Annotated in this window: 13 protein-coding genes; 7 read left to right on the top strand and 6 right to left on the bottom strand. The window is 73.0% G+C overall.

Going from position 1 to position 12,804, the window contains the following annotated elements:
- Window positions 1-73: 73 nt before the first annotated feature.
- Entirely contained in the window at window positions 74-1,009 is a 936-nt protein-coding gene (meaB, locus tag DAI17_RS08305) for a methylmalonyl Co-A mutase-associated GTPase MeaB (RefSeq protein ID WP_107772389.1), read from the bottom strand.
- Window positions 1,010-1,086: 77 nt separating this feature from the next.
- Window positions 1,087-2,271, bottom strand: a complete 1,185-nt coding sequence (locus tag DAI17_RS08300) for an acetyl-CoA C-acetyltransferase (protein ID WP_107772388.1) — start codon at window positions 2,269-2,271, stop codon at window positions 1,087-1,089.
- Between the two features lie 137 nt (window positions 2,272-2,408).
- On the opposite strand from DAI17_RS08300, the gene mce reads away from it, so the two are divergent.
- The 5 genes from mce to DAI17_RS08270 all read left to right on the top strand — a co-directional run bounded on the left by mce (window position 2,409) and on the right by DAI17_RS08270 (window position 7,925).
- The gene (mce, locus tag DAI17_RS08295; RefSeq protein WP_107772387.1) at window positions 2,409-2,867 is read left to right on the top strand and encodes a methylmalonyl-CoA epimerase; all 459 of its coding nucleotides are present in this window, start codon (window positions 2,409-2,411) and stop codon (window positions 2,865-2,867) included.
- A gap of 8 nt (window positions 2,868-2,875) precedes the next feature.
- Window positions 2,876-3,697, top strand: coding sequence for an SDR family oxidoreductase (locus DAI17_RS08290; RefSeq protein WP_234412364.1), 822 nt, complete (start codon window positions 2,876-2,878; stop codon window positions 3,695-3,697).
- Between the two features lie 83 nt (window positions 3,698-3,780).
- Window positions 3,781-5,121 carry a crotonyl-CoA carboxylase/reductase gene (gene ccrA / locus DAI17_RS08285; RefSeq protein ID WP_107772572.1) on the top strand — a complete coding sequence of 447 codons (1,341 nt, stop codon included), beginning with the start codon at window positions 3,781-3,783 and terminating at the stop codon, window positions 5,119-5,121.
- 129 nt (window positions 5,122-5,250) lie between these two features.
- A complete protein-coding gene (locus DAI17_RS08280) occupies window positions 5,251-6,546 on the top strand; it encodes a hypothetical protein (RefSeq protein ID WP_199904998.1) in 1,296 nt (431 codons plus the stop codon).
- Between the two features lie 260 nt (window positions 6,547-6,806).
- Window positions 6,807-7,925, top strand: a complete 1,119-nt coding sequence (locus DAI17_RS08270) for an AI-2E family transporter (protein WP_159081420.1) — start codon at window positions 6,807-6,809, stop codon at window positions 7,923-7,925.
- Here DAI17_RS08270 and DAI17_RS08265 read toward each other — a convergent pair.
- Window positions 7,903-8,898, bottom strand: coding sequence for an EamA family transporter (locus DAI17_RS08265; RefSeq protein WP_107772385.1), 996 nt, complete (start codon window positions 8,896-8,898; stop codon window positions 7,903-7,905). The two genes, DAI17_RS08270 and DAI17_RS08265, sit on opposite strands and share 23 nt — an antisense overlap.
- Window positions 8,899-8,936: 38 nt before the next feature.
- Between DAI17_RS08265 and DAI17_RS08260 the strand changes: the two genes are divergently transcribed.
- The gene (locus DAI17_RS08260) at window positions 8,937-9,470 is read left to right on the top strand and encodes a CGNR zinc finger domain-containing protein (protein WP_107772384.1); all 534 of its coding nucleotides are present in this window, start codon (window positions 8,937-8,939) and stop codon (window positions 9,468-9,470) included.
- Window positions 9,471-9,480: 10 nt separating this feature from the next.
- On the opposite strand, the gene DAI17_RS08255 is transcribed toward DAI17_RS08260, so the two are convergent.
- Complete coding sequence (locus tag DAI17_RS08255; protein WP_107772383.1) at window positions 9,481-10,272, bottom strand: alpha/beta fold hydrolase; 792 nt, start codon at window positions 10,270-10,272, stop codon at window positions 9,481-9,483.
- A 25-nt stretch (window positions 10,273-10,297) separates the two neighbouring features.
- On the opposite strand from DAI17_RS08255, the gene DAI17_RS08250 reads away from it, so the two are divergent.
- On the top strand, window positions 10,298-10,945 hold the full coding sequence (locus DAI17_RS08250) for an HIT family protein (RefSeq protein WP_107772382.1): 648 nt from the start codon (window positions 10,298-10,300) through the stop codon (window positions 10,943-10,945).
- On the opposite strand, the gene DAI17_RS08245 is transcribed toward DAI17_RS08250, so the two are convergent.
- Entirely contained in the window at window positions 10,942-11,715 is a 774-nt protein-coding gene (locus tag DAI17_RS08245; RefSeq protein ID WP_107772381.1) for a hypothetical protein, read from the bottom strand. The two genes, DAI17_RS08250 and DAI17_RS08245, sit on opposite strands and share 4 nt — an antisense overlap.
- A gap of 80 nt (window positions 11,716-11,795) precedes the next feature.
- Window positions 11,796-12,749, bottom strand: coding sequence for a helix-turn-helix transcriptional regulator (locus tag DAI17_RS08240; protein ID WP_107772380.1), 954 nt, complete (start codon window positions 12,747-12,749; stop codon window positions 11,796-11,798).
- Window positions 12,750-12,804 lie beyond the last annotated feature (55 nt).

Here is a 12,804-nt window from a genome sequence, read left to right as displayed (position 1 = left end):
GTCGCGAAGATAGGAGCCCGCGAGCAGCCGTGTGACCGGAACGGCCGAACCGTGACGCGGTCTACACCGAGCGCTACATGCCCTCGAGCAGGGTGTCGGCGGCGGCGTACGGGTCGGACGTGCCCGCCACCACGGCGGCGGCCAGGTCGTCGAGCTCGGAGCGGCCGTGCACGTCGCCCCAGCGCGCGCGCAGCGCGGTGACCGCGATCGCCTCGATCTCGTCGCGGGCCCGACGCGTACGCCGCCGCTCGAGCTCGCCGCTGGACTCCAGCCAGGCGTGGTGGCGGTCGATCTCGGCCACGACCTGGTCGAGCCCCTCGCCCTTGGCCGCGACCGTGCTCACGATCGGCGGCTTCCACGCCCCCTCGGGGCGGTCGGCGAGCGCCAGCATGGAGCGCAGGTCGCGCTTGACCTGGTCGGCGCCGTCGCGGTCGGCCTTGTTGACGACGTAGAGGTCGCCGATCTCCAGGATGCCCGCCTTGGCGGCTTGGATGCCGTCGCCCATGCCCGGCGCGAGGAGCACCAGGGTGGTGTCGGCGAGCCCGGCGATCTCCACCTCGCTCTGCCCGACCCCGACGGTCTCGACCAGGATGACGTCGCAGCCGGCGGCGTCGAGCACGCGCAGCGCCTGGGGGGTCGTCCAGGCGAGGCCGCCGAGGTGGCCCCGGGAGGCCATCGAGCGGATGTAGACCTCGCGGTCGGTGGCGTGGTCCTGCATGCGGACGCGGTCGCCGAGCAGGGCTCCGCCGGAGAACGGCGACGACGGGTCGACCGCCAGCACGCCGACCCGCTTGCCCGCCCGCCGGAGCTCGCCGACCAGGGCGTTGGTCGAGGTCGACTTGCCGACGCCGGGCGAGCCGGTGATGCCGACGACCTGCGCGTGGCCCGCGTGCGGGGTCAGCCCCGCCATCACCTCGCGCAGCAGGGGCGACTCGTCCTCGACCAGCGAGATCAGGCGCGCCACCGCGCGGGCGTCGCCCTCGCGGGCCCGGGAGACGAGGTCGGGCACCGACGCCGTCGTACGACGCCGTGCCCGGGCTGCGGGCGCGGGCGCGTCGGGGGCGCCCGGCCCGGCAGGCCCGGGGGTCACGCCTGCGGGACGCGGATGATCAGGGCATCGCCCTGGCCGCCACCGCCGCACAGCGCGGCGGCACCGGTGCCGCCGCCGCGACGCTTGAGCTCGTGGGCGAGGTGCAGCACGATGCGGGCCCCCGACATGCCGACCGGGTGGCCCAGCGCGATGGCGCCGCCGTTGACGTTGACCTTGTCCTCGCTGACGCCGAGCTGGCGCGCGGACTCGATGCCGACCGCCGCGAAGGCCTCGTTGAGCTCGAAGAGGTCGATGTCGGAGACCGCGATCCCCTCCTTGGCGACGGCCTTCTCGATGGCGCGGGCCGGCTGCAGCTGGAGGGTCGAGTCGGGGCCGGCGACCTGGCCCGAGGCGCCGATCTCGGCCAGCCAGGTGAGCCCCAGCTCCTCGGCCTTGGCCTTGCTCATCACGACCACGGCGCAGGCGCCGTCGGAGATCTGGGAGGCGGAGCCGGCGGTGATGGTGCCGTCCTTGGAGACCGGACGCAGGCCGGAGAGGGACTCGACCGTGGTGTCGCCGCGCACGCCCTCGTCCTGGCTGACAGTGACGTCGCCCTTGCGGGAGGGAATGGTGACCGGGACGACCTCGTCGTCGAAGACGCCGTTCTTCCACGCCTCGGCGGCACGCTGGTGGGACTGCGCGGCGAAGGCGTCCTGCTCCTCGCGGGTGAGGTTGGCGCCGGCGACGTTGCAGCCCTCGGTGAGGCTGATCATCGCCTGGTCGGTGAACTGGTCGTGCAGGGCGTCGTAGGCCATCGAGTCGACGAGCGCGGTGTCGCCGTACTTGAAGCCCGAGCGCGAGCCCGGGAGCAGGTGCGGGGCCTGGGTCATCGACTCCATGCCGCCCGCCACGACGACCTCGTGCTCGCCGGCGCGGATGAGCTGGTCGGCCATCGCGATGGCATTGATGCCCGACAGGCAGACCTTGTTGATCGTGATCGCCGGGACGTCCATGGGGATGCCGCCCTTGACGGCGGCCTGGCGGGCGGTGATCTGGCCGGTGCCGGCCTGGATGACCTGGCCCATGATCACGTACTCGACCTGGTCGCCCGAGATGCCGGCCTTGTCCAGCGCGCCCTTGATGGCGACCCCGCCGAGGTCGGCGGCGGACTGGTCCTTGAGCCCTCCCAGGAGACGACCGATGGGGGTGCGGGCGCCGGCGACGATGACAGACGTGGACATGAGCGGGGCCTCCTGGCGAACGTGGACGAATCCGTGGGACGAGATCTCTGGTGACGATACCGCCGGGGTCCGGCGTCGTCGTCCGGGGTGGCGCGGATCACGTCGCGTCACCCGTCCCACCTGCCACCATGTGCGCCATGACCGCACCCCTGGACGTCCCCGAGCACCTCTTCACGGCCATCGACCACGTCGGCATCGCCGTCCCCGACCTCGACGAGGCGATCGCCTACTACCGCGACACCTTCGGGATGCACGTCGCGCACGAGGAGACCAACGAGGAGCAGGGGGTGCGCGAGGCCATGGTCGCCGTCGGCGACTCGGGCTCCTGCATCCAGCTCCTCGCCCCGCTCTCGCCGGAGTCGACGATCGCCAAGTTCCTCGACCGCTCCGGCCCCGGCATGCAGCAGCTGGCCTATCGCGTGACCGACGTCGAGGCCGTCTCGGCGGTGCTCCGCGAGCGCGGCGTGCGCCTGCTGTACGACGCCCCGCGCCGCGGCACGTCCGACAGCCGGATCAACTTCATCCACCCCAAGGACGCCGGCGGCGTGCTCGTCGAGCTCGTCGAGCCCGCGGCCGCGTCCTCGACCGGGCACTGACCGGTCCCGTGGGAGCCCTCGTCACCGGCGCCGGCCGGGGCCTCGGAGCCCGGATCGCCGCCCTGCTGGCCGACCGCGGCCACGCCGTGCACGTCACCGACGTGGACCTGGACGCCGCCACGGAGGTGGCCGCCCGCATCGGCGGCGGCGCCTTCGCGTCCGCGCTCGACGTGCGGGACGCCGCGGCCTGCGACGCGGCGGCCGCGGAGACCATCGCCCGCACCGGGTCGCTCGACGTGTGGGTCAACAACGCCGGGCTGCTCGTCACCGGGCCGGTGTGGGAGCAGACGCCCGACCAGCGCCGGCTGATGGTCGAGGTCAACACGCTGGGCGTCATGAACGGCACGATCAGTGCCCTCGGCCCGATGCGGGAGGCGGGCCGGGGCCACGTCGTCAACGTCGTGTCGCTGGCGGGCCTGGTCGCCGTGCCGGGCGAGGGGGTCTACGCGGGCTCCAAGCACGCCGCGCTGGGCTTCAGCCTCAGTGCCGCCGCCGACCTGCGGCTGGCCGGCGTCCGGGGCGTCGACATCAGCTGCGTGTGCCCCGACGGCATCTGGACGCCGATGCTGCACGACAAGCTCGACGACGCTGGAGCGGCGCTGTCCTTCTCCGGCGTCCTCCTCTCCGTCGACCAGGTCACCGCGGCCGTCGGCCAGGTGCTCGACCGGCCGCGGCCGGTCACCGCCGTGCCCCGGTGGCGGGGCGCCCAGGTGCGCGTGGTCGACGCGTTCCCGAGGCTCGGGCAGCACGGCCTCGCGCTCGGCGTACGGGTCGGGCGCCGGGCCCAGCGGCGCCTGCGTCGCCAGGGCGTCCCCACCTCCGCGTGGTAAGCGTCACACAGCACCCCACCGCCGGTTACCGACCGGTACGTTCCAGCCAGTTCGCGACACCGATGACTCACCAGGAGACCCACGTGCACACCATCCTCGAAGCCATCTCGTCGGACGAGGCCACCTCGGACGACTTCGCCTCCCTCGAGCTCCCCGAGTCCTACCGCGCGGCCTTCGTGAAGAAGGACGAGGTGGACATGTTCGAGGGCCTGACCGCGAAGGAGAAGGACCCCCGCAAGTCGCTCCACGTCGACGAGGTCCCGCTCCCCGAGCTCGGTCCCGGCGAGGCGCTGGTGGCCGTGATGGCCTCCGCGATCAACTACAACACCGTGTGGACCTCGATCTTCGAGCCCGTCTCCACCTTCGGCTTCCTCGAGCGCTACGGCCGCCTCTCCGACCTCACCAAGCGCCACGACCTGCCCTACCACGTGGTCGGCTCCGACCTGTCCGGTGTCGTGCTGGCCACCGGGCCCGGCGTGACGAAGTGGAAGGCCGGCGACCGCGTCGTGGCCCACTGCCTCTCGGTGGAGCTGGAGTCCCCCGACGGCCACAACGACACGATGCTCGACAACGAGCAGCGGATCTGGGGCTTCGAGACCAACTTCGGCGGTCTCGCCGACGTCGCGATGGTCAAGGCCAACCAGCTCATGCCCAAGCCCGAGCACCTCACCTGGGAGGAGGCCGCCTCCCCCGGCCTCGTCAACTGCACCGCCTACCGCCAGCTGGTCTCCAAGAACGGCGGCGACATGAAGCAGGGCGACAACGTCCTCATCTGGGGCGCCTCCGGCGGCCTCGGCGGCTTCGCCACGCAGTACGCCCTCAACGGCGGCGCCACCCCGGTCTGCGTGGTCTCCAACGAGGAGAAGGCCGCCATCGCCCGCAGCATGGGCGCGGAGCTGATCATCAACCGGTCCGAGGAGGGCTACCGGTTCTGGAACGACGAGGGCACCAAGCAGGACCCCAAGGAGTGGAAGCGCTTCGGGGCCAAGATCCGCGAGCTCACCGGCGGCGAGGACATCGACATCGTCTTCGAGCACCCCGGCCGCGAGACCTTCGGCGCCTCCGTCTACGTCACGCGCAAGGGCGGCACCATCACCACCTGCGCCTCCACCAGCGGCTACATGCACGAGTACGACAACCGCTACCTGTGGATGAACCTCAAGCGGATCATCTCCTCCCACTTCGCCAACTACCGCGAGTCCTGGGAGGCCAACCGCCTCATCGCCAAGGGCAAGATCCACCCCACCCTGTCGAAGACCTACACCCTCGACCAGGTCGGCCAGGCCGCCCTCGACGTCCACCAGAACGCCCACCAGGGCAAGGTCGGCGTCCTGTGCCTGGCACCCGAGGAGGGCCTCGGGGTCCGCGACCCGGAGATGCGCGCCGAGCACGAGACCGCCATCAACCGCTTCCGCGGCGTCTGACCCGACTTCTCCCACCACCCCGGTTCGCGGACCTGTTTCCGCGAGCCGGGGTGTGTTTGTCCCCGGGCATCGGCAAGACTGGGCCGACCGCAGACTTCGCCACAGATCGACGCAGAGAGGTGCTCCACCATGAGCCGCGACCAGGGACTGTCCATCTTCGACGAGGAGCCGGAGAACGACGCGGACCTCACTGGGGACAAGGCCGGCGAGGCCGCGACCGACGCCCCCGCCGGTGCGGACGCCTCGACCGCCGAGTCCACCCAGGTCATGCCGGCGGTGCCCCCGGCCAAGCGCGCGCCGGCCGTCGACGAGACCCCCACCGCCGCCGTCCCCGCGACCAAGCCCCCGTCGCGGGCCGCGGCCCCCTCCACCCCGTCCGGTCGCGCCCCGTCCACGCCCTCGAGCGCGACGCCCGCGGCCACGTCGTCCGTCGCGGCCGCCCTGCCGCTCGTGCGGCGCGGTGGCTACGACAAGGCCGCGGTCGACCAGCGGATCAACCAGCTGACCGCCGAGAAGTCCGGCCTCAGCTCCAGCCTGACCGCCTCGGAGCAGCGCGTCATCGAGCTCGAGGCCGAGGCCGAGCGCCTGCGCGCCGAGCTCGAGGAGAACAAGAACCCGACGTACGCCGGCCTCGGTGGACGCGCCACCTCGATGCTCAAGCTCGCCGAGGAGGAGGCCGCCGACGTGCGTGCCGCCGCCATGCGCGACGCCGCCGAGATCCGCGAGCAGGCCAACCGTGACGCCAAGGCGATCCGGGCCGACGCGTCCCGCGAGGCCGACGACATGCGCATGGTCCAGCTCAAGGAGCTCGACGAGATGCGCACCCGGCTGACCACGGACGCCGAGCAGGAGCGCACCCTGGCCCAGGCCGAGGCCGAGGACCTGCTCGCGTCCGCCCGCCGCGAGGCCGACCAGGTGCGCCTGGCGGCCCAGCAGGAGACCAACGAGCTGCGCACCACCGCCCGTCGTGAGGCCGAGCAGGCCCGGGCCGCCGCCGACCGCGAGGTGCAGGAGGCCCGGCGCACGCTGGCCGTGGAGAAGGAGCGCCTCGCCCGCGAGGCCTCCGAGCACCACTCCAGCGCCACCGCGGAGACCCAGCGCCTGGTCCAGGAGGCGGAGGACCGCGCCGCCGCGGCGGAGCAGCGTGCCCGCGAGGCGTCGGCCCAGGCCAACGCCCACCGTCAGCAGGCGCAGAGCGAGGCCGAGGGCCTGCTGAGCCGGGCCCGCCGCGAGGCGGAGCAGATCGTCGCCTCGGCCACCACGCAGGCCGACTCGATCGCCGCCAGCGGCACGGCGGACGCCGAGCGCGAGCTGGCCGCCGTCCAGGCCGAGGTGGACCGCCTGACCAAGCGCCGGGACGCGGTCGCCGCCCAGCTCGGCGCCCTGCGTGACGTGGTCGCCGGCTTCACCGAGGACGAGTCCTGAGCTGGATCGACCGCCTGCGCGGTCGCCTCCAGCAGTCGGCCACCGCGCAGCACCCGACGTCGCAGCCAGCGGCCGCAGGCGTCACCACCCCCGACCGGTCCGCCTTCGACACCGTCGAGGACTACGTCGAGGAGGCCGTCGACCACGTCAACGACCGGGCCGAGCACGCCAGCCGGCAGGCGGAGGCGGCGCAGTCGGCCGCGGCGCGGGCCGGCGACGCCGCGCAGGCCGCCGACGACGCGGCGGCCTCCTCGGTGGCCGTGGCGCAGCAGATCGACGACGCCACCGACCTGGTGGTCGACACCGCGCCGTACGTCCCCCCGAGGTCCCCGGAGACCCCGCAGCCCTCGCTGCTGCGCCACTCCCCCTTCAACATCGGGTTCTTCGGCGCGTTCGGCGCGCTCGTGGCCGTCTTCCTCAGCCAGCAGCTCCTCAGCATCTCGTCGGTCCTGATCCTGCTCGTGCTGGCCATGTTCCTGGCGATCGGGCTCAACCCGACCGTCGAGTGGTTCATGAGGCACGGCCTGCGGCGGGGCCTGTCGGTGCTGCTCGTGCTGTTCGTGGTCATCACCATGCTGGTCCTCTTCGTCGTCGCGGTCGCCCCGGTGATCAGCGAGCAGATCGCCCAGATCACCGAGAACGCCCCCGGCTGGCTGGACGACCTGCAGCGCAACCGCCAGGTCCAGGCGCTCGACGACCGTTTCGACGTCATCCACAAGGTGCAGGAGTACGTCACCCAGGGCGACTTCGGGCAGCGGGTCTTCGGCGGCGCCCTCGGCGTCGGCCTCGCCGTGCTGTCGGCGCTGGCCAACACGCTGATCGTGATCGTGCTGATGGTCTACTTCCTGGCCTCGATGCCCAGCATCAAGCACGCGGCGTACAGCCTGGCGCCGGCCTCGAAGCGCCCGCGCGTCAGCGAGCTCGGCGACCGGATCATCCGTTCGACCGGCGCCTACGTCGCGGGAGCGTTCCTGGTCGCGGTGTGCGCGGGCCTGAGCACCCTGGTCTTCACGTTCTTCGTGGGCCTGGGCGACTACTCCTTCGCGCTGGCCTTCATCGTGGGCCTGCTCTCGCTCATCCCGGTGGTGGGCGCGATCGTGTCGGGCGTCATCATCACCGCGCTGGGCCTGACCGTGTCACCCACGGTCGCGCTGGTCGCGGCGGTCTACTACATCGCCTACCAGCAGATCGAGTCCTACCTGATCTACCCGCGGATCATGAAGCGCTCGGTCGACATCCCCGGCTCGGTGACGGTCATCGCGGCCCTGCTCGGCGGCAGCCTGATGGGCATCATCGGCGCGCTCCTGGCGGTGCCGGTCGCCGCGGCCCTGCTCCTGCTGCACCGCGAGGTCTTCCTCAAGCGGCAGGACGCTCGCTGACCGGGTCGGGCAACGGCTCCACGACGGGCGAGGGCGCACCCTCGCCCAGCTTGACCACCACGACGCCGGCCAGGACCAGCACGCCCCCGGCGAGCTGGACCGGGCGCGGCAGCTCACCGAGGAACAGCCAGGCGAACACCACCGCCATCAGCACCTCGGTGAGGGCGACGAAGGACGCCAGGCGCGACCCCAGCCGCCGACCCGCCTCGATGCCGGTGACGTAGGCGACCGCGGCGGTCACCAGGCCCAGCGCCAGGACCGGTAGCCACCAGGCGACCTCGACGTCCCGGTAGGAGACCGGAGCGGTGCTGACCCGCATCGGCAGCAGGCCGAGCAGGCCGGCGACCCCGAGGACTGCGCCGCCGACGACGAGACCGCCGGCCGCCAGGCTGATGCCGGGCAGGCCGTTGTCCTCGTCGGCGGAGATGACGAAGTACGTCGCGGCGCCCACCATCGCGCCGAGCCCCCAGGCGACCCCGACCACGTCGAGGTCGGCGCCGGAGACGACGTCGAGCACCAGCGCCAGCCCGACGGCGGCGATCGCGGCCCCCAGGACCGTCAGCCGGTGCGGGCGGTGCCCGTGGCGGAGCCACAGCCAGACGACGACGGCCACCGGTGCGGTGTACTCGATGAGCAGCGCGACGCTGACCTGCAGGTAGGTGACCGCGTAGAAGTAGCAGAGCTGTGCGCCGGCGACCGCGGCGATGCCGTACGCCGCGACCAGGCCGGCGTTGCGGCCCACCAGGTGCCAGCGGCCGCGCAGGGCCAGCGCCCCCGGGACGATGAGCACGAGCGCAGCGATGCCGATCCGGGCCGTGACCGCGGCGGGGGCGCTCCAGCCGGCGTCCAGGAGCCCCCGCGCGAGGGAGCCCGACATGCCGAAGGTGGTCGCCGACACCAGGGCGAAGGCCAGGCCGGCACCGAGCCGGGACCGGGCGGCACCGCGCGTCCCGTCATGAGTCACGCTGGTCATGACACATGACGCTAGCCGCGCGCATGTAAGGTGTCAACATGGTCTTCGCTCCTGACACCGCCGATGCGCTCGAGGCCGCCGTCGTGCTGGCCAACAGTGCGCTGGAGCCCGACACCCTGACCACCGTCGAGGCGCTCACCGGGTTCTACGAGGGCCAGGGCTACTCCGGGGGCCACCGTCGCGACCGGGCCGAGCTCGACGCCGTCCGCGCGATCCGTGCGCGGCTGCGCGTGCTGCTCACCGCCGAGCGGGACCCGGCGGTGGCGCTGGTCAACGAGATCCTCGCCGACGCGCGAGCGGTCCCCCGCCTGGTGCGCCACGACCGGCTCGACTGGCACATCCACGCCATCGACGACGAGGCCCCCCTGGCGGACCGCATCCTGGTCGAGACGGCGATGGCCATGATCGACGTCATCCGCGCGGACGAGATGGGCCGGCTGGGCGTCTGCGCCGCCGACGACTGCGACGGGGTGGTGCTCGACCTCTCCCGCAACAGGTCGCGGCGCTACTGCTCCACGACCTGCGGCAACCGCGAGGCCGTCGCGGCCTACCGCGCCCGGCAGAAGGCCTGACTCCCGGACCTCAGGCCAGGAAGCGTCGCAGCACCTCGGTCATCACCGCGGGCTGCTGGGAGTGCACCCAGTGACCGGCGTCCTTGATCATCACCCGCCGGTTGCGCGGGAACCGGCGGTCCATCTCCGGGGCGTGCTCGTCGGAGACGTAGTCCGACAGCGCGCCGCCGATCCACAGGACCGGCCCGTCGTACGACGCCTCCCCCAGGTCCTCGGCCGGCCAACCGACGAGCGCGTCCATCTCGTCGCCCAGCAGGTCGAGGTTGACCTGCCAGTGCCAGCCGTCGTCGCCGCGGCGCAGGTTCTGGAGCAGGAAGCTGCGCACGGTCGTGTTGGGCACCGCTTCGCGCAGCGCCTCGTCGGCCTCGTCCCGGCGCTCGATCGCCGACAGGTCCATGGCCCGCATGGTCTCGATGTAGCCGACGAACTCGCGCCCCGACTCGTACGCCGTCGGCGAGACGTCCACGACCACCAGCCGGTCGACGAGCTCGGGGTGCCGCAGGGCCACGACCATCGCGATCTTGCCGCCCATCGAGTGGCCGACCAGGGCGACCGGACCGTCCTCGCCCCGCAGCGTCTCGGCCACGCGGTCTGCGAGGTCGAGGTAGTCGAACTCCTCCGTCCACGGCGAACGGCCGTGGTTGGGCATGTCCAGCAGCAGCACCCGGTGGTCGGTCGCCAGGTCCTTGGCGATCTGCGTCCAGTTCTTGCCCTGGCCGAAGAGCCCGTGGCAGAAGGCGACGACCGGGCCCCGGTCACCGAGCCGGGTCGCGTGCAGGGCGGGCTGTGCGGGAGCGCTCACGGCGCCAGTCTGTCAGCATCACGCCATGACCCGACGCACGCCTCCGACCGCGCAGCAGTGGTACGACGAGACCCGGGCCCGCATCGCGGCCACCGGATACCGCCCGGCGCCGTGGACCGGCTGGCCGACGTGGCCGTTCGAGGGCGAGGTCACGCAGCGGGGCCTCCAGCCGCCCGTCGCCGAGCGGCCGCGGGGCGGCGAGGGCGGGGGCGACTGCTTCATCTGCGCGGCCGCCGCCGATCCCGGCAGCGACTACGTCGTCTGGCGCGACGACGTCGCCATGCTCGGGCAGCCGCAGGAGGACGTCGCACTGCCGTTCGTGGCGTTCCTGATGCCCCGACGGCACGCCGACCTCTCGGGCCTCCAGCCCGGCGAGGCGGCCCGCATGGGCGAGCTGATGCCGCTGGTCGAGCGTGCGGTCACGGACACGCTCGACGTTCCGCGGGTCCAGGTGCTCCGCTACGGCGACGGCGAGGAGCACCTGCACTGGTGGGTGCTGGCCCGGCCGACGGGAGTCGCCCAGCTGCGCGGGTCGTTCCTGCCGATGTGGGACGACCTGCTGCCCGCGCGGCCGCGCGAGGGCTCGCGCGCCGACCTCTTGGCCGTCGCGCGTCGGCTGGCCGAGCTCGCCGGGGGCGAGGTGCACGAGGAGGCCCGGATCGAGCAGGCCTAGAAGTCGAAGCCGTCGAACCCGTCGAACAGGTTGCCGATGCCGTCGCCGAGGCCGCCGAACATGTCTCCGAGGCCCTCACCGAGGGCACCGATCCCCTCGCCGATGCCCTCGAAGCCGCCGCTGAAGAGCATGCCCATGAACATCCACTCCATCGGACCGAAGCCTCCGAAGTAGCCCTGGGCGTAGGGCTGGTAGGCCCGTCCGCCCTGCCAGTAGGGCACCCGCCGGGAGCCGACCATGACCTTGCGGATGTCGGGCTCCGCGCCGGCGCGCACCCGCTCGACGTCGAGCTGGCAGGCGGGCACGTCGCGTCGGGTGCCGCCCGGCGGGGTCCAGGGAACATCGGCCACCGACATGCCGTGGCGCGGGTCGAAGAAGCACGGCGGACGACGCGTCGGCAGCGGCCGGCCCTCGACCCGGGCCCGGACGCACGCCATGGCGTAGCGGCCGTCCTCGAGGATCTCGGTGACGTGCCGGACGTCGTCGGGCTCGGTCATGGTGGCCGCGGCGATCTTGGCGGACTCGTAGGCGTCCAGCGCCCGCTGGTAGTCGGCGTTCTCGCCCGCGCCCAGCTGCGCGCCGGCCATCTCGACGTCGAGGTCCTGGAGCTCCACGCCCAGCGCCGTGACGTCCTCCTCGGCGAGCCGCTTGACCGGCGCCAGCTCCGCCTCGCGCCTCTCGGCCTCCCGGCGCTTGCCGGCCTGGCCGGCGACCAGGGCGACGGCCACCAACCCGCCGAGGACCACGAGGAGGAGGACCATGCCCGTCATGGCGCCAGCGTACGGCCCGGTTCCACGTCGACGTCCGGCCGGCTTCCCGGCGGCAACCCTGTCGGGTCAACCCTGTCCGATCAGCCGGGGGCGGCGGCACGGCGCAGCCGGTCGGACAGGCCGGCCGCGGTCGCCCGCAGCTCCGCCGGCTCGAGGATCTCGCACTCGAAACCGAGCCAGACGACGTGGAAGGCCAGCCACTCGAGGGCGTCGGCGCTCGACTCGAGCAGCGTCGTGGACTCGTCGAGGGAGGTGAGCGTGACCCAGCGCGGATCGGTGCGGGCCGCGACCTCCTCCAGGGGCGCGTGCACGCGGACGCGGGCGTGGTGGCTGAACGGCGCGTGGCTCACCGAGCGGCGCACGTACTCCGCCGGGTCGGGGTGGTCGCGCTGCTTGAAGCGCCAGGTCGACGGTGCGACCGAGCGCATCCGGTCCAGCCGGAAGGTGCGCCAGTCCTCGCGGTCGACGTCCCACGCCATGAGGTACCACCGCCTGCCGGTCGCGACGAGCCGGCACGGCTCCACCCACCGCTCGGAGGCGGCGCCGTCGCGGGCGTCGTACCCGAAACGGACGCGGACCAGGTCCCGGCACGCACGCGCCAGGGTGAGCAGCACGTCGCCGTCGACGAGGTCCTGGGCCGCGGAGAGCGTCACGGTGGAGTCGTGGATGGCCTTGACCTCCGAGCGCAGTCGCGGCGGCATGACCTGGTCGAGCTTGGCGAGGGTGCTCAGCGCGGCCTCGCTCGCACCGGTCACCGTGCCGCCCGCGGCCAGGCGCAGGGAGACCGCGATCGCGACGGCCTCCTGGTCGTCGAGCAGGAGCGGCGGGAGCTCGCGACCCCGGCCGAGCTGGTAGCCGCCCCCGACCCCCTGGGCCGCGTGCACCGGGTAGCCCAGCCCGCGCAGCCGCTCGACGTCGCGACGAATGCTGCGCGTGGTCACCCCGAGGCGCTCGGCCAGCTCGGGCCCCGTCCACACCGGACGCTGCTGGAGGAGGCTGAGGAGGCGCAGCACGCGCTCGGTCGTGTCACCCATGACGACATGCTGGCAGAGGAAGCGGACAGAAGCTGTCCGCGGCTCGGCGCACACT

The organism is Nocardioides sediminis, assembly GCF_003047295.1.
Classification (GTDB): domain Bacteria; phylum Actinomycetota; class Actinomycetes; order Propionibacteriales; family Nocardioidaceae; genus Nocardioides; species Nocardioides sediminis.
The sequence above is the reverse complement of the archived record's forward strand: the minus strand, read 5'-3'. Positions and strand labels throughout refer to the sequence as shown.